The organism is Halotalea alkalilenta (genome assembly GCF_001648175.1).
Lineage (GTDB): Bacteria > Pseudomonadota > Gammaproteobacteria > Pseudomonadales > Halomonadaceae > Halotalea > Halotalea alkalilenta_A.
This window is the reverse complement of record NZ_CP015243.1, coordinates 1,186,313-1,203,466: the sequence shown is the minus strand read 5'-3', so window position 1 is coordinate 1,203,466 and position 17,154 is coordinate 1,186,313. Positions and strand designations below refer to the sequence as shown.

The 17,154-nt window shown below is 64.3% G+C and carries 13 protein-coding genes; 1 reads left to right on the top strand and 12 read right to left on the bottom strand.

Annotation, left to right across the window (positions count from 1 at the left end):
* Window positions 1-268 precede the first annotated feature (268 nt).
* On the top strand, window positions 269-796 hold the full coding sequence (gene dps / locus A5892_RS05325; RefSeq protein ID WP_064121917.1) for a DNA starvation/stationary phase protection protein Dps: 528 nt from the start codon (window positions 269-271) through the stop codon (window positions 794-796).
* A gap of 149 nt (window positions 797-945) precedes the next feature.
* On the opposite strand, the gene A5892_RS05320 is transcribed toward dps, so the two are convergent.
* The 12 genes from A5892_RS05320 to rnhB all read right to left on the bottom strand — a co-directional run bounded on the left by A5892_RS05320 (window position 946) and on the right by rnhB (window position 17,148).
* Entirely contained in the window at window positions 946-1,644 is a 699-nt protein-coding gene (locus tag A5892_RS05320; RefSeq protein WP_064121916.1) for an extensin-like domain-containing protein, read from the bottom strand.
* A gap of 14 nt (window positions 1,645-1,658) precedes the next feature.
* A complete protein-coding gene (locus tag A5892_RS05315; RefSeq protein WP_064121915.1) occupies window positions 1,659-3,329 on the bottom strand; it encodes a BCCT family transporter in 1,671 nt (556 codons plus the stop codon).
* A 117-nt stretch (window positions 3,330-3,446) separates the two neighbouring features.
* A complete protein-coding gene (locus tag A5892_RS05310) occupies window positions 3,447-4,538 on the bottom strand; it encodes a 3-deoxy-7-phosphoheptulonate synthase (RefSeq protein WP_064121914.1) in 1,092 nt (363 codons plus the stop codon).
* A 524-nt stretch (window positions 4,539-5,062) separates the two neighbouring features.
* A complete protein-coding gene (locus A5892_RS05305) occupies window positions 5,063-5,266 on the bottom strand; it encodes a hypothetical protein (protein WP_064121913.1) in 204 nt (67 codons plus the stop codon).
* 86 nt (window positions 5,267-5,352) lie between these two features.
* Window positions 5,353-6,066 carry a dihydromonapterin reductase gene (folM, locus tag A5892_RS05300; RefSeq protein WP_064121912.1) on the bottom strand — a complete coding sequence of 238 codons (714 nt, stop codon included), beginning with the start codon at window positions 6,064-6,066 and terminating at the stop codon, window positions 5,353-5,355.
* A complete protein-coding gene (locus A5892_RS05295) occupies window positions 6,066-6,830 on the bottom strand; it encodes an FAD-binding oxidoreductase (protein ID WP_064121911.1) in 765 nt (254 codons plus the stop codon). The genes folM and A5892_RS05295 overlap by 1 nt, the downstream gene beginning before the upstream one ends.
* Before the next feature lie 52 nt (window positions 6,831-6,882).
* Window positions 6,883-8,355: a 4-hydroxy-3-polyprenylbenzoate decarboxylase gene (gene ubiD, locus A5892_RS05290; protein WP_064121910.1), complete on the bottom strand. Its 1,473-nt coding sequence runs from the start codon at window positions 8,353-8,355 to the stop codon at window positions 6,883-6,885.
* 104 nt (window positions 8,356-8,459) lie between these two features.
* Window positions 8,460-9,719 carry a transcription termination factor Rho gene (gene rho, locus A5892_RS05285; protein ID WP_027349458.1) on the bottom strand — a complete coding sequence of 420 codons (1,260 nt, stop codon included), beginning with the start codon at window positions 9,717-9,719 and terminating at the stop codon, window positions 8,460-8,462.
* A gap of 596 nt (window positions 9,720-10,315) precedes the next feature.
* On the bottom strand, window positions 10,316-11,608 hold the full coding sequence (tilS, locus tag A5892_RS05280; protein ID WP_064121909.1) for a tRNA lysidine(34) synthetase TilS: 1,293 nt from the start codon (window positions 11,606-11,608) through the stop codon (window positions 10,316-10,318).
* A gap of 7 nt (window positions 11,609-11,615) precedes the next feature.
* On the bottom strand, window positions 11,616-12,569 hold the full coding sequence (accA, locus tag A5892_RS05275) for an acetyl-CoA carboxylase carboxyl transferase subunit alpha (RefSeq protein ID WP_064121908.1): 954 nt from the start codon (window positions 12,567-12,569) through the stop codon (window positions 11,616-11,618).
* A gap of 355 nt (window positions 12,570-12,924) precedes the next feature.
* The gene (dnaE, locus tag A5892_RS05270) at window positions 12,925-16,428 is read right to left on the bottom strand and encodes a DNA polymerase III subunit alpha (RefSeq protein WP_064121907.1); all 3,504 of its coding nucleotides are present in this window, start codon (window positions 16,426-16,428) and stop codon (window positions 12,925-12,927) included.
* Window positions 16,429-16,536: 108 nt separating this feature from the next.
* Window positions 16,537-17,148, bottom strand: coding sequence for a ribonuclease HII (gene rnhB / locus A5892_RS05265; protein ID WP_064124315.1), 612 nt, complete (start codon window positions 17,146-17,148; stop codon window positions 16,537-16,539).
* Window positions 17,149-17,154: the final 6 nt, after the last annotated feature.

The window sequence follows — 17,154 nt, the reverse complement described above, 5'->3', positions numbered from 1 at the left end:
GCCGCGAGGCTGGCGTGTGGCCAAGGTGAGACCGGCTATGCGACGAGTTGCCTCACCCTGCGTGGAACATCCCCGCAACCGCGCTGTATTGGCCGGCCGGCGAGCCCACCGGCGGCAAAAATTCACCGTTCGCCGCTTGATATTCAGCCTCAAGGTGCCCACCTTTAATCAGGTAGGCACCGAGCATTGTGCTTGCCGGAGATCAGGCGAGCGTACGTCAAGGAATCCGGCGCCCCCATCCACTCTCGATCAAGAAGGATTTTGAACCATGAGCAGTGCAAAGCCGCGTAGCCTCAAGGACGCCAAGAAGACCACCAAGCTTTTTCCGACCCGCAACGACCTGCCCGAAGCGACCCGCGCCAAGGTCGTCGCGATCCTCAATGCCCGACTCGCTGAGCTGATCGATCTATCGCTGGTGATCAAGCAGGCTCACTGGAATCTCAAAGGCATGCAGTTCATCGGCGTGCACGAGATGCTCGACGGCTTCCGTACCGAAGTCGACGGCTTCGTCGACTCAGTGGCGGAACGTGCCACTCAGCTTGGCGGCACCGCCTTCGGTACCGTGCAGAGCGTCGCCGAGAGCACCTCCTTGAAGCCCTACCCGACCGATATCCATGCCGTGCCGGATCACCTGGTAGCGCTCGCCGAGCACTACGCCGGCGCCGCCGCCGCGGTACGCAAGGCCATCGACGACACCGACGAACTCGGCGATGCGGACACCTCGGACCTGTTCACCGAAGTATCCCGCGGCCTTGATATGAACCTCTGGTTCCTCGAAGCCCACACCCAGGTGTGAGGGTGACTCGATCTCGGCTCAGGTCGGGCGAAATCAAACCGGGAAACGAGTGACTCAGCGAGACGAGGGGCGATGCCATATCGCCCCTTTTTTTGCTGCGCTTCATTTGGCGCCCTTGTTCACCCGCCTGACCGCTCGCCGCGCTTTCGCTACCTGCAGATGCCGAAGCCACGCATGCCCAGGTGGAAGTGGTTGGCGTGGGCGGCATTGTAGTCAGGGCCGATCGAGTTGCCGAAGTAGCCGCAGCTGCGCTCGAACAGCGCGTGAAGGAAGGCGCCCGCTTCGTCGTCTCGCCCCCATCCCCCCAGAACCGTTAGCTCGCGCCCGTCACCGAGACGCAAACCAGAGACGTCGAGTGCCTCCGCGGTGGCATGCTCGCTGAGCCGCCCTTGTTCGCGATGATAGACGTTGCGGCAGGCGTAGCTGCCGAGATGATCGATGCGCTCAAGCGATGAACCCAGCCGCGCCTGCGCCTCGGGAACGGCGACCTGGGCGACGAACATCGCGCTGCTCAGCGCCAGCGGGCAGCTGGCGAGGAAGCTCGAACTCAGCGTGACCGAACCGAAGCCCTGTACCCGCACGGGCGAGGACAGCGGGCACTGGCCGCCGCTGTCCCCTGGCTGAGAGAAGGAGATCCACTGCGCCTCGCGCGCTCGTTCGAGCACGGCAAGGCAGGCATCTGGATCTCCTGCCAAGCGCGAGAGCTTGAACCGGGTCACCACCGTCGGTGGATCATCGATCGACAGCGGCGCGAACGGATCATAGCCGGGCGGCAGCCATCGTTCGATCCAAGGCGCGAGTCCTGCGAGCAGCAGCACGGTGATCAGCCCCCAGAACAGTGCGCGCAATGGATATCCCTCGGTCAGACGCGATCGCTATTGGCTCCGCGCCCGGTGTTGATTCGCCGGTTCACCAGTTCAGGTGTGCGCTTGATCTTCTCGTCGAAGCCGCTTTCCATGCTGTCCGCCTCGAAGATGTCGGCACCGACCGGTGTTTCACCATGCTGGCGATAGAGCGCCATCAGCATCGCACGGCGGTCGGCGCGAAGCTCCCTGAACAGTACCACCACCATGCCATAGATGATGAAGGTGAACGGCAGCGCCGCGACCACCGCCGCCGACTGCAGCCCGGAAAGGCCGGTATCGCCTCCCGCGGCGATCAGGGTCAGGCAGATCGCGGCGATCAGGATGCCCCAGGTGAAGCGCTTGTAGAGCGGCGGGTGGAGCGAGCCATTGTCGCTCATCTGCGAGACGATGAAGGCAGCAGAGTCGGCCGAAGTGACCAGGAAAATGAAGATCAGCAGGATCGCGACGAGCGAGACCAGATAGGAGAACGGCAGCTGGTCGAAGAGCAGAAACAGCGCAGTGGTGATGTTGGCCTCGGTCGCCGCGGCCAAGCCTTCGGCTCCGTTGAGCTCCATGTTCAGCGCGGCACCACCGAGTATGCCGATCCATAGGCAAGCGAGCATTGGCGGCACGATCAGCACCCCGAACACGTACTGGCGGATGGTACGCCCGCGCGAGACACGCGCGACGAAGCTGCCGACATAGGGCGACCAGGAAATCACCCAGGCCCAATAGAAGACCGTCCAGCTGCCGATCCACTCGCTATCGCCGAAGGGATCGATGCGCAGACTCATACCGATGACGTTTTGCAGATAATCACCGATCCCGACGGTGAAGGTCTCGAGGATGGCGATGGTCGGCCCGGTGATCAGTACATAGAGCATCATCCCCAGGCAGAGCAGCATGTTGAGGTTGGAGAGGTTCTTGATCCCTTTGTCGAGCCCTGACCAGGCCGAGGCCATGTAGCAGGCGAACATCGCCGCCATGATCACGCACTGCCAGAAGAAGCCCTCCTGGACACTCTCGAACACGATGCTCAGGCCACCATTGATCTGCAACACCGCAAGCCCCACCGAGGTGGCTACCCCCATCACCGTGGCGACCACGGCGAACACGTCGAGCGCACTGCCGGATACCTTGCGCGCCCGCCCGAGCTTGGCGGTGATCGGTTTCATCACCGTCGACACCAGTCCAGGCTGGCCCTTGCGGAACTGGTAGTAGGCGATGATCAGGCCGACGATCGAAAACGCCGCCCACTGATGCAGGCCCCAATTGAACATCGCGTACTGGATTGCATAGCGCGCAGACTCCGGGGTCCCGCCCTCCATGTCGCCGAAGGGCGGCGAGAGGTAATGAAGCATCGGTTCGGACATGCCATAGAACACGAGCCCTACGCCGAAGCCGGCGGCCAGCAGCATGCTGACCCAGGAAAAGAAGCCGTAGGTCGGCCTGGAATCCTGCGGACCGAGACGGATATTGCCGTAGCGGCTGCCAGCGACGAACAAGAGAAATACCACGAAGCCGAACACCGACCAGAGGTAGAACCAGCCGAATACCCGGGTAACCCCACTCAGCGCCGCTGAAGCCCCTGCGCTGAACTGACTGGGAAACACAGCGCCGATCGAAACCAATGCCACTATCAATGCCGCTGAAACGAAGAACACCCGCTGGTTGCTGGCTTGAGCCATCGAAATTCCTTTTCACCCTTGAAATGATTCAGTCCCGCGGCGAGCGCGGGACTTTGACCATCTACAAGGGTAGAGAAGGGTCGGGCTGCTCTCCACCTGGCGCCCAACGCTTAAGCTTCAGCTCAGCATCAATGACTCAGCCTTGGCTGCCAGCCTACCGCCGCGCAGCCGCTCGGCCGCCTCGAGCAGTGCCGCTTCGGTCGCATCCCACCCCAGGCAGCCATCGGTGATCGACACGCCATAGCGCAGCGGCGCGCCCAGGGATTGAGCGCCCGACTCCAGGTGGCTTTCGAGCATCACCGCGCGAAGGCTATCCTCTCCCGCCAGTCTCTGGGCGATCACCTCGGCCAGCACCGCCGGCTGACGCAGCGGATCCTTACCGCTGTTGGCGTGGCTGCAATCGACCATGATCCTCGCAGGCAGCCCGGCCCGCTCCAGCGCCATGCGCGCATCATTGACGCTCTGCGCATCATAATTGGGTCCATTGCGCCCGCCGCGCAGCACCAGGTGCGTGTCGGGATTCCCCTCGCTGGTCAACATCGCCGGATGCCCATCGCAGTCGATGCCGAAGTGGCGATGCGGGTGCGAAGCCGCGCGGATTGCGTCGCAGGCCACGCCGATGCCGCCGTCGGTTGCGTTCTTGAAACCGACCGGCAGCGCGAGCCCGCTGACCAGCTCGCGATGAATCTGCGACTCGGTGGTACGCGCCCCGATCGCCGCCCAGGCGAGCAGATCGGAAAAGTAGCCCGCGGCCATCGGGTGCAGCAGCTCGGTAGAGACGGGCAGGCCCAGGTGCAGAATCTCGCGCATCAGCGAACGTGAGAAATGCAGGCCAGTGGCCATATCGTCGCTACCGTCGAGGTGCGGATCATAGAGCAGTCCCTTCCATCCCACCGTGGTGCGCGGTTTTTCGACGTAGGCGCGCATCACCAGTACCAGCTGGTCGTCGACACGCGATGCCAGATCGGCAAGACGCTCGGCGTAGTCGAGAGCCGCGCGATCATCGTGGATCGAGCAGGGCCCCACCACCACCATCAGGCGCGAATCGCGGCCCTCGATGATGCGGCGCAGCGTTGCGCGCTGGGTGGCCACGCGGCGCGAGAGGGTGGGACCAAGCGGCAAGCGGGCCTTGAGCTCGGCGACGCTCGGCAGCGGCAGTGACGAGCGTTCGGAGGCAGGCGCAGCGGGGATAGAGAGATTGGATGTCATGATCTTTCCTTGTCGGGACGCGGTCAGCGTGGCCCGTGGTCAGGGTGTTCGTGATCGCAATGAAAGCGGGAGCGGCTTGCCACCGAGAAGGGATCGGCCGGAGGCGACGGACTGAGCCGACCGATGAGGGCTAAATCGCCAGGATGAGTGACGGTATCGAATGGCGTTGGTGTACATGTGCTGACTCCTGGTACGTGGCGGCCCTGCTATGGGCCTGCGAAAACGAAAAAACCCCCGGTCAGGAAGCCTGACCGGGGGTGATGCGATTCTCAGGTAGGCGTCCCGTTTTCGGGCGCGCCTGGAGGTTCAGGCGCGCGAGCGGCTAAACCAATACCCGTAATAGCTTGGCTGGGACACACCAACGACCGCGTCGACAGCGCGCACGACCACAGCGCCGCACAGGGCGCGGTGGTGATCGGCTGAAGTGTCAATGACGATGGCGGACATTGGAGAATCCCAAAAATCGATGGCATGCAGGATACTGCACCGCTGCTCGATCGGCAACCTCGCCCAACGGGCGCGGCTCAATCGGGCCGGATCAGCTCGATCCAGATGAACAGCGCAGGCAGAGCGCTGATCAATCCGATCACCAGCAGCGCGGCAGCCAGCCAACAGAACGCACGCAGCTCACGCCTGAAGGTGTGCAGCGTGAACGACGGCTGGCGCTCCCGATGCAGACTGGCACCCCGGCTGCGTCTCGCGCCGGCGAACAGGTGGGAGGGCTTCATGTCAAAGCTCCGGTGTCGCCGACGACGGCAAGAAAGAAACCGCATCCGTCCCGGCGCGAATCACTCGATGAAAAGTTGACGAAGTTCTACTTCACATTGCGCCCACCGTCAATGGCGAGCGTGCTGCCAGTGACGAAGCGAGCATCGAGCAGATAGCGCAGGCCTTCCCAGATCACCGATGGACCGGGGATCGCCTCGAGTACCGATTTGTCCCTGAGCGAGGCGGCATAGGCCTCATCGTCGTCGGTATTGAGCATGATCGCCGCCGGGGCGATCGAGTTGACCTTGATGCTCGGTGCGAAACGCGCGGCGAACGAGCGGGTCAGGTTCTCCATCCCCGCCTTGGTCGAGGCGTAGGCCGAATGGTGCCGCGAACCTTTACTGGCGGAAAAGTCGCTGATGTGGACGATGTCGCGCATCGGCTCGGTGCAGGCATCGAGCAGGTCGCGAGCCTTCAGGTTGATCAGGTAGGGAGCGAGCATGTGGACGCGGAACATCAGCTCGAACTCCTCGCCCATCGAGGCGTCACTGTGATCGGCCTGCCACCTGGAGGCGTTGTGGACGATCGCGCGCAGGCTCGGGGTGAGCGAGTGGAGCGTCTCGATGAACTCGAGGATACCTGCTTCGCTCGAGAAGTCGGCCTGCACCGCGGTCACACCGCGGGCGCGCAGCGCCTCTACCGCGGCCCGAGGACGGCGGTAGGTGATGATCACCGGATGGCCATCCTCGAGCAGCCGCTCGGCGCAGTAGCGCCCGAGCCGCTGGGCGCCACCGGTGACCAGGATCGGTGACTGGGGCATCAGCGGGACTCCCCATTGCCGGCCGGCATCCTGGGTGCATAGCTGAATACGTCTGAGAACACTCGCTCGGTGAGTGGCTCGATCGCCTCCAGCGTGTCGACCACGGCGTACACCATGCCAGGGGAACCGGAGATGTAGACGCTGGCGTGGCGAGTCGCGGTAATGTTCTCGGCCAGCGCCCGGTCGATACGCTCGATCACCCCATCGAAATCACCCTCGCCCGGCAGCTCGAGCACTGGGTGATAGCTGAAGTAAGCGTAGTCTCGTGCCCACCGCCGGGCCAGGTCGTCGAGGTAGAGTTCGGGCCGAGTGCGTGCCGCCCACCACAGATGGATCTCGTGATCGGGATCGTGGGCGAGCGCGGCCTCGATGATCGCCTTCATCTGGGCAAAACCGGTGCCGGCGGCGATCAGCAGTAGCGGGCGACGGTCGGCGAGATCGAACACGCACCCCCCCATCGGCAGGCGCACCTCGAGACACTCGCCCAGGCGCAGGCGACGCGCCAGGGCAGCGCCGCTGCGGCTACCCTCGGCATGCAGGATATGCAGCTCGAGCAGGCCATCGCCGCGATGAGCGTTGGCGATCGAGAACGGCACCCAGGACTTCTGGCCCTCGAGCTCGACGGCGACCTCGAGATATTGCCCCGGCGCATGGGCGACGTCGCCCTGCCCCTCGCGCAGGTCAGCGCGCAGGAACACCCGCGTGACGTTGGCGTCGAGGGTCTCGAGCGCCTCGATCCGGCAATTCAAGGTGGTGGACGTCATCGTGCTCTCTCTCGCTTGGTATCTTGGAGCGCCGCCCTGCACGGCACACTCCTCACTGTTCGAATATAGCCAGTTCGGCCCAACGCTCCGAGACCCGCCGCTTGATCGCCTCATCCATCGCGATCGGCACGCCCCATTCGCGATCGGTCTCGCCTGGCCACTTCGAGGTCGCGTCGAGCCCCATCTTCGAACCGAGCCCGCTGACCGGCGAGGCGAAGTCCAGGTAGTCGATCGGGGTGTTCTCGATCATCACGGTATCGCGGGCCGGATCCATACGCGTAGTGATCGCCCAGATCACGTCCTTCCAGTCGCGGGTGTCGACGTCTTCATCGACCACGATCACGAACTTGGTGTACATGAACTGGCGCAGGAAGCTCCACACCCCCATCATCACCCGCTTGGCATGGCCTGGATACTGCTTGCGCATCGACACCACCGCCATCCGATAGGAGCACCCCTCGGGCGGCAGATAGAAGTCGATGATCTCGGGAAACTGCTTGCGCAGGATCGGCACGAACACCTCATTGAGCGCGACGCCGAGCACGGCCGGCTCGTCCGGTGGACGCCCAGTGTAGGTCGAATGGTAGATCGGATCGCGACGATGGGTGATCCGGGTGACGGTGAACACCGGGAAGGTATCGACTTCGTTGTAGTAACCGGTGTGATCGCCGAACGGCCCTTCGGGCGCAGTGTCGTCGGGGTAGATGAACCCCTCGAGGACGATTTCCGCCGAGGCCGGCACTTCGAGCTCGGCGTGCCCGCAGCTCGTGAGCTCGGTCTTGCTGCCGCGCAAGAGCCCGGCGAACGCGTACTCGGACAGGCTGTCGGGCACCGGCGTCACCGCGCCAAGGATCGTCGCCGGGTCGGCGCCGAGCGCCACCGCCACCGGGAAGGGTTCGCCGGGATGGGCCTTTTGCCATTCGAGGAAATCGAGCGCACCGCCGCGGTGGGAGAGCCAGCGCATGATCAGCCGGTTCTTGCCGATCTTCTGCTGGCGATAGATACCGAGGTTCTGGCGCTTCTTGTTCGGCCCCTTGGTCACTACCAGCGGCCAGGTCACCAGCGGCCCCGCGTCTCCCGGCCAGCAGTGCTGGATCGGCAGCCGGTCGAGATCCACCTCGTCGCCCTCGAGCACCACCTCCTGGCAAGCGGCCTTGCGTACGCGCTTGGGCCCCATGCTCAGCACTTTCTTGAGCAGCGGCGCCTTCTCCCAAGCGTCGCGCAGCCCCTTGGGTGGCTCAGGCTCCTTCAGATAGGCGAGCAGCTCACCGATCTCGCGCAGCTTGCTCACCTCCTCCTGCCCCATGCCCAGGGCGACGCGCCTGGGTGTACCGAACAGGTTGGCGAGCACCGGCATATCGTGCCCGCGCACGTTCTCGAACAACAACGCAGGACCTTCGGCGCGCAATACGCGATCGCAGATTTCGGTGATCTCCAGATAGGGATCGACTTCCGCGGAGATGCGTTTGAGCTCGCCCATCGTTTCGAGGCGCTCGATGAATTCGCGCAGATCGCGATACTGCATGTGACCTTCCTTGATGAGGGCGACGAGAAAGAAAAAGGGCGGAGAATCATATCATCCGCCCCTCTCGCTCGCTCGTTCGACACCGCCGCCGAGGCGAGGCTCGTTCAGCGGCGCTTCATCGCCTCGAAGAACTCCAGATTGGTCTTGGTGTCCTTGAGCCGGTCGATGAGGAACTCGGTCGCGGCGACGTCCTCCATCGGATTGAGCAGCTTGCGCAGGATCCACATCCGCTGCATCTCGTCCTCGGTGCAGAGCAGGTCCTCGCGGCGGGTGCCGGAGCGGCGAATGTTGATCGCCGGGAAGACGCGCTTCTCGGCCAGCTTGCGGTCGAGATGCGCTTCCATGTTGCCGGTACCCTTGAACTCCTCGAAGATCACTTCGTCCATCTTCGAGCCGGTATCGACCAGAGCGGTGGCGAGGATGGTCAGGCTGCCCCCCTCCTCGATGTTGCGCGCAGCACCGAAGAAGCGCTTCGGCTTCTCGAGCGCGTGGGCATCGACCCCACCGGTCAGCACCTTGCCAGAGGAAGGCACCACGGTGTTGTAGGCGCGCGCCAGACGAGTGATCGAGTCGAGCATGATCACCACGTCCTTCTTGTGCTCGACCAGGCGCTTGGCCTTCTCGATCACCATTTCGGCGACCTGGACGTGGCGAGCGGGCGGCTCGTCGAAGGTCGAGGCGACGACTTCGCCGCGCACCGTGCGGCTCATCTCGGTGACCTCCTCCGGACGCTCGTCGATCAGCAGCACGATCAGGTAGCACTCGGGATTGTTGCGCACCAAGGCGTTGGCGATGTTCTGCATCATCATCGTCTTGCCCGCCTTGGGCGGCGAGACGATCAAGCCACGCTGGCCTTTGCCGATCGGCGCGGTCAGATCGAGAATTCGCGAGGTCAGGTCTTCGGTCGAACCGTTGCCGATCTCCATCACCATCCGCTCGTCAGGAAACAGCGGGGTGAGGTTCTCGAACAGGATCTTGTGCTTGGCGTTCTCGGGGCGATCGAAGTTGATCTGGCTGACCTTGAGCAGGGCAAAATAGCGCTCGCCCTCCTTGGGCGGGCGAATCTTGCCCGAAATGGTGTCGCCCTTGCGCAGGTTGAAGCGGCGGATCTGAGAAGGTGAAACGTAGATGTCGTCGGGGCCGGCAAGATAGGAGCTGTCGGCGCTGCGAAGGAAACCGAAGCCGTCCTGGAGTATCTCGAGCACGCCGTCGCCGTAGATGTCCTCGCCGCTCTTGGCGTGCTTCTTGAGGATGGCAAAGATGATGTCTTGCTTACGTGACCGCGCGACATTGTCGATGCTCATGCTCTGAGCGAGTTCGAGCAGTTCCGGGACGGTCTTTTGCTTGAGTTCGGTTAGATTCATCGGCTTCGTTCAGAAATGGCTGAGCAGGTCAGCATGGGAGATAGGAAAATGGTGGTGTCGACGTGCCATCGGAGTAACCCAGGCCATGGAGCTGGCGAACGGCGAACGCTCAATCGGCCTGCAACGCCCATCGGCCGGGCGCGTCGTGGTGAGGCGCCAGCGGAGAAGGACAAGGGCACGAGTCGGTGGAGCATCTAGCGATCGCGACAGGTACAGCCCACCTTCGTCGCTACGACACCACCGCAGAGCGGCATGACGGGAAAGAGCGTCTCTCGCACTCACGCAGCCGGTCTGTCGGATAGTGGGGCCAGGTACTTTTCACGTGATCGATTGCTGCGTCATGATGATCGTCGTGAACACCGAATGCACTCCTCGGTAGGAGGTGCTATTCAGCCGAGGGATACGCGGCGAACGAGATCTGACGGGAGTATTCGAAACACGTTGGAATAGAAAAGTCTGGAAGGTTCTTGGAACCGCAGGGTAACCAGAAGAGGTATCGAAGCTGGCGGACCTCATGATGTTAAGCAAGCGCCGGCGACAACGCAAGCATGCGTGATGAAAATTTCGCTCAGGCTCGATCATCGCCGATTTGCACATCAATATTCGCCCCGCACGATCGCCCCACCATGGCGCGCCAGCCGCCAACCGTCCGCCACCCAAGCCTGCCGCTCGCCCAGCACCGCGACCAGTGACGCTGAGCCGCTCTGGCGCACCAGCACCAGGTTGTCGCGCTCCCAGGGCGGCACGCCGCTCTCCTGGAACAGTGTCTTGAGCCGCCGGCTCATCCCACCGAGCCTCAGCCGCTCCCCTGCGCAACGCTTGCCGCCTTCGAGCGCGACGCGCTGACCATCCTTGGGTACCGGCTGCCATTGCGCCAGACGGGCGGCAACCCAGGCAGGCCAATCAAGCTCAAGCGCATCGCTGCCAAGATAAAGCGCGCGGCGCCAACGACGCGCCACCCCACCGGGCCAGCGCACCTCGACCAAGCGGTCTTCGGCCGCGCCGAGCTGGGCAAGCAGCTCAAGGAGCCGCGCCCGCGGCGGAGCCGGCACGTCGATCCTGCCGAGCGCATGGCGGATCAACAACGCCGCTCGCGCCTCACCCAGGGCGAGCAGCGAGGCGCAGTCGAGCCGGGTGGGGTCCGCGCCAAGGCGAACCAGGTCCTCGGCTGCGAAGAGTTCGAGCAGCCGAGCGCTCTCGCTCAGCCGTTCGGCGGTTTCGGCCAGCCGGGCAGCGGCTCCGGGCCATCCCGTCTCGAGCGCGGGAACCACGGTGTGGCGCAGGCGGTTACGAGCATAGCGCAGCTCGAGATTGGTCGTATCCTCGACCCAGCACCAGCCGCGGTCACCTGCCAACCGCTCCAGTCGATCACGGCCGATACCCAGCAGGGGGCGCTCGAGCCACCCGCGGCCGAGCCTGCGCGCGGCGGGCATGCCGCCCAGCCCGCTGACGCCAGCACCTCGCAGCGCACGCAGCAGGAAGGTTTCGGCCTGGTCGTTGCGATGATGGGCGAGCCAGAGTCGATCGCCTTCATCCAACACGGCGCAGAAACAGCGATAGCGTGCCTCTCGCGCCGCGGCCTCCGGGCCCATGCGGTGATCCAAGCAGTCGACCGAGCGGACTTCGAGCGGTACTTCGAGGGCGGCGCAGAGTTCGCGGCAGAAATGCTCGAAGCGCTGAGCATCTTCCTGGAGCTGGTGATTGACGTGGATGACGTGGAGGGAAGGAACCGGCTCGCCGGCCAGGCGGCGGCGAGCATGGGCTTCGATGGCGAGATGGAGCAGGCAGACGCTGTCGAGTCCACCAGAGAGCGCGAGCCAGAGCTTCGCGCTTCCGGCGCCGGCCATCGCCGCGTCGAGCGTCAGGCGCTCGCCATCCGCCCCGGCCATGGCACGATCAGCCCGGCGCGCCGTAGCTCATCAACCGCTGGTAGCGGCGCTCGATCAGGGCATCGAGATCGAGCGCATCGAGTCGCTCCAGCCCCTCGAGCAGCGCCTGCTTGACCCGCGAGCAGGTCTCGCGGGGATGGCGGTGAGCGCCGCCGAGCGGCTCGTCGATCAGGTTGTCGACGAAGCCGAGCTCCTTGAGCTGGCTGGCGGTGATGCCCATCGCCTGGGCGGCGTCGGAGGCCTTGTCGGCGCTTTTCCATAGAATCGAGGCGCAGCCCTCCGGCGAGATCACCGAATAGGTAGAATACTGCAGCATCATCAATTCGTCGCAGACGCCGATCGCCAGCGCCCCACCGGAGCCGCCTTCGCCGATCACGGTAGCGATGATCGGGGTCTTGAGCCTCGACATCACCGCCAGATTATAGGCGATCGCCTCACTCTGGCCCCGCTCCTCGGCATCGATCCCCGGATAGGCACCGGGCGTGTCGATGAAGGTCAGCACTGGCATCTTGAAGCGCTCGGCCATCTCCATCAGCCGCACCGCCTTTCGATAGCCTTCGGGGCGCGGCATACCGAAGTTGCGCCGCACCTTCTCTTTCACCGTGCGCCCTTTCTGGTGGCCGATCACCATCACCGGCCGATCGTCGAGGCGCGCGACCCCACCCACCAGCGCCGCATCGTCGGCGAAGGCGCGATCACCGTGGAGCTCGTCGAACTCGGTGAAGACATCCTCGAGGTAGTCGAGGGTGTAGGGCCGCTGTGGATGGCGGGAAAGCTGGGAAACCTGCCAAGGGGTGAGGTCGCGGAAGATCTGCTCGGTGAGCTTGCGACTCTTGTCCTCGAGCTTGCCGATTTCGTCGCTGAGATTGATCTTGCTGTCGTTGCCGACCAGCCGCAGCTCTTCGATCTTGGCTTGAAGCTCGGCGATGGGCTGTTCGAAGTCCAGGTAGTTCGGGTTCATATGGCGTGTCTGAAAGGCTCTGTCGAAGAACTGGCAGCAGGTGAAGGGCGCTCGCGGCAACGCGATGCAACACTACCCCGAGATGAACGACCGGAGCAGCGGACCCTCGCAGGTACGCAGTCGCCGGAACGGGCACTGGGCGGAGCACCGAGCGAAACACCGGCCATCTGCAAGCGGCCCGCTTCACGGCACAACATCCTAGTCGCGACCCGCCTTGCCCCACCCGCGCTCGCGCCACCGGCCGCAGCGGCACCGAGAAACGCATCGAGCGCGAGGGACGCTCCACCGCAAGGTCGGCGCAAAAGTGCGTCATTATCCCATTGTGGCGACAACTCGCAAGGCCGCGTGGCCGTGATCAGCGATAGCAAAGCCGCACACCCTGCTGACCACGCACCTCGGCGAGGCTGATCAGCAGCTCGTCGCAGGGAGCGACGCGCCAGCGCTCGTCGAGCTCGAAGGCGCCGCTGGCGGCGGCATTACGATAGCGTAGCCGAACCGGCAGCCCTTGCTCGTCGAGATGCGCGCTCAGCCCCTCGCGCAGGGCGCGGGCGAACTGTGCATCGATACGCTGACCATCGACTGCCACCTCGACGGCCTCACCGAACCGCTTGCGCGCATCGACCATCGGCGTGATCTCCTTGACCCGCATACGCAGGCCGCCGGAATAGTCGTCGCTCGATACATCGCCCTCGCAGATCAGCACCTGGGCGTCGTTGAGCTGGCCGCGCACCTGGTCGAACAGCTCACCGAACAGCGATGCCTCGATGCGCCCGGTGCGGTCGTCGAGGGTGATGAAGGCGATGGTCTCGCCGCGCTTCGATTTCATCGTCCGCATCCCGACCACCAGCCCGGCAATCCGCTGGGGCTGGCGCGACGGCTTGAGTTCGTTGATCCGGGTCGAGACGAAGCGCTTGAGCTCGCTTTCATACTCGTCGATCGGGTGGCCGGTGAGATAGAGCCCGAGGGTATCCTTCTCGCCGCCGAGCCGCTCGCGGTCGGTCCATTGGCGCACTTCGGCGTAGGCGGCGAAATTGTCCTGCCCGCCTTCGTCGCTCGAGAACGCCTCGCCGAACATATCGTCGATGCCGATGCTCTGGTTGGCGTGACTCTGGGAGGCGGCTTTCATCGCATCCTCCAGCGCCGCCATCATCACCGAGCGCGAAGGGCCGAGACGATCGACCGCGCCGGAGCGGATCAGCGCCTCGAGGGTGCGTTTGTTGAGCCGCTTGGCATCGATGCGCTGGCAGAAGTCGAACAGGTCGACGAATGGACCGCCGCTCTCGCGCGCCTCGACGATCGCCTCGATCGGCCCCTCGCCGACCCCGCGGATCGCACCCAGGCCGTAAACCACTTCGCCCGCCTCGTTGACGCTGAACTTATAGGCACCGAGGTTGACGTCCGGAGGGGTGACGGTGAGGCCGATGCGTCGGCACTCCTCGATCAGCGGCACCACCTTGTCGATGTTGTCCATCTCGGTGGAGATCACCGCCGCCATGAACGGCGCGGGATAGTGGGCCTTGAGCCAAGCGGTCTGGTAGGAGACCAGGCCATAGGCCGCCGAGTGCGACTTGTTGAAGCCGTAGCCGGCGAACTTCTCCACCAGATCGAACAGGTTGCCGGCAAGGTCGGCGTCGATGTCGTTGGCGGCGCAGCCATCGAGGAAGCCCTGGCGCTGCTTGGCCATCTCCTCGGGCTTTTTCTTGCCCATCGCGCGACGCAGCATGTCCGCCTGGCCCAAGGTATAGCCGGCCAGCACCTGCGCGATCTGCATCACCTGTTCCTGGTAGAGGATGATGCCGTAGGTGGGCTCGAGCACCGGCTTGAGCCATTCGTGCTGGTAGTCGGGGTGCGGGTAGGCAAGCTCGGCGCGGCCATGCTTGCGGTTGATGAAGTCATCGACCATTCCCGACTGCAAGGGGCCGGGGCGGAACAGCGCGACCAGTGCGATCATGTCCTCGAGCGAATCGGGCTGCAGCCGCTTGATCAACTCCTTCATCCCGCGCGATTCGAGCTGGAACACCGCGGTGGTCTCGGCGCGCTTGAGCAGGTCGTAGGTCGGCTTGTCATCGAGCGGGATGGTCGAGATGTCGAGCGGGCCCTTGCCCTGGCGGGCACGCACCACATCGACCATCTCCAGCGCCCAGTCGATGATCGTAAGCGTCCTCAAGCCGAGGAAGTCGAACTTGACCAGCCCAGCCTCCTCGACGTCGTTCTTGTCGAACTGCACCACCAGACCGTTGCCCTCCTCGTCGCAGAGCAGCGGCGAGAAGTCGGTCAGCTTGGTCGGCGCGATCACCACGCCCCCAGCGTGCTTGCCGGTGCCACGGGTGATCCCTTCGAGCTTGACCGCCATCTCCCAGATTTCGCCGGCCTCATCGTCGTTCTCGACGAAGTCCTTCAGCGCTGGCTCCTGCTCGATCGCCTTGGCCAGGGTCATGCCGACTTCGAAGGGGATCAGTTTGGAGAGCTTGTCGCCGAGCGAATAAGGCTTGCCCTGGGCGCGAGCGACGTCACGCACCACCGCCTTGGCCGCCATGGTGCCGAAGGTGACGATCTGCGAAACCGCGTCGCGGCCGTAGCGGTCGGCGACGTAGTCGATCACGCTGTCGCGCTTCTCCATGCAGAAGTCGACGTCGAAGTCGGGCATCGAGACGCGCTCAGGGTTGAGGAAGCGTTCGAACAGCAGGTCGTACTCGAGCGGGTCGAGATCGGTGATATCGAGCGAGTAGGCGACCAGCGACCCCGCACCGGAGCCGCGCCCCGGCCCCACCGGCACGTCATTGCGCTTGGCCCACTGGATGAAGTCCATGACGATCAGGAAGTAGCCGGGGAAGCCCATCTGGTTGATGATCTTCAGCTCGAAATCGAGCCGCTCCCGATAGGCCGGCTCCTCCTCAACACGCGAGCGCCCCTGGTAGATCGCCGATGGGGCATCGAACAGCTGATACAGCCTGCGATCGAGCCCTTCGTGGGAGACCTTGTTGAAGAACTCCTCGAGCGTCATGCCCTCGGGTACCGGGAACTCCGGCAGGAAGTACTCGCCCATTCGCACGTCGACGCTGCAGCGCGCGGCGATCATCACGCTGTTCTCCAGCGCCTCGGGGATATCGGCGAAAAGTTCGGCCATCTCCTCGGGCGACTTGAGGTACTGCTCCTCGGTATAGCGCCGCTCGCGGCGAGGGTCCTCGAGCGCCTTGCCTTCGCCGATCGAGACCCGGGTCTCGTGGGCCCAGAACTCCTCGCGCTTGATGAAGCGCACGTCGTTGGTCGCGACCACCGGGGTACCGGTCTCGAGCGCCAGTTCGACCGACAGATGGAGACACTCTTCGTCGTACTGCCGCCCGGTACGCTGGAGCTCTAGATAGAAGCGATCGGGGAAGAAGCGCTGCCACTCGGTGAGCAGGGTGCGAGCGGTCTGCGCATGGTCAGCGAGCAGGAAACGGCCGATCTCGCCCTCCCGTGCGCCCGAGAGCGCGATCAGCCCATCCGACGCCTCGAAGATCCACTCCTTGTGCAGGATCGCCCTGCCCTTCACCTGCCCTTCGCGCCAACCGCGAGAGATCAGCTCGATCAGGTGGCGGTAGCCATCGGCGTTCATCGCCAGCAGGGTCAAGCGGTAGGGGTGTTCTTCGTCCTGTGCGTTGTGCATCCACAGATCGGCACCGATGATCGGCTTGAGCCCGGCACCCTGGGCGGCTTTGTAGAACTTGACCAGGCCGAAGAGGTTGCTCTCGTCGGTCACCGCCAGCGCCGGAACACCCATCGCCTGGGTCGCCGCGGTCAGCGCCTTGAGCCTGACCAGGCCGTCGACCAGGGAGTATTCGCTGTGCACGCGTAGATGTACGAAAGGCGTCGTCATGGCTCGCTCGACTTTGACATGGAGGTGGCTCGAAGATCGACCATGATAAAGCATCGACCGGCCCGATTCAGTGCCACCGGCGCACAGCGCCTCGATGGCGGACAGGATTCAAAACAGTGCGAGCTGGCGCTTGACCGGGCCGAACGAGCGGCGATGGACATCCAGCGGACCAAGCCGCTCGAGCGCCTCGAGGTGCTCGCGGGTCGGGTAGCCCTTGTGGCGAGCGAACCCATAGCCAGGATAGCGCTGGTCGAGCACGAGCATCTCGGCGTCCCGTGCGACCTTGGCGATGATCGAGGCGGCGCTGATCGCCGGGTGACGCAGATCGCCCTTGACCACCGCGACACCGGGAAGCCGATGTCCGGGCAGCCGATTGCCATCGATCAAGAGGAATTCGGCCGCGGGAGAGAGCGCGTCGATCGCACGGCGCATCGCCAGGTGGGTGGCGTGGTAGATATTGAGCTGGTCGATCTCGGCGGGCGTGGCACGGCCGATCGCGAAGGCCAGCGCCACCCTCCTGATTTCGGCATCGAGCAGCTCGCGCCGAACGCTGGTGAGCGCCTTGGAGTCGGTGAGCCCATCGATCGGTCTTTCCGGGTCGAGGATCACCGCGGCGGCGACCACATCACCGACCAGCGGGCCTCGTCCGACCTCGTCGACGCCGGCCAGCCAGCGGCCGCGGTAGTCGATCACAAGCGGTGGATAATCGCTTGGGCGCATCTTTCC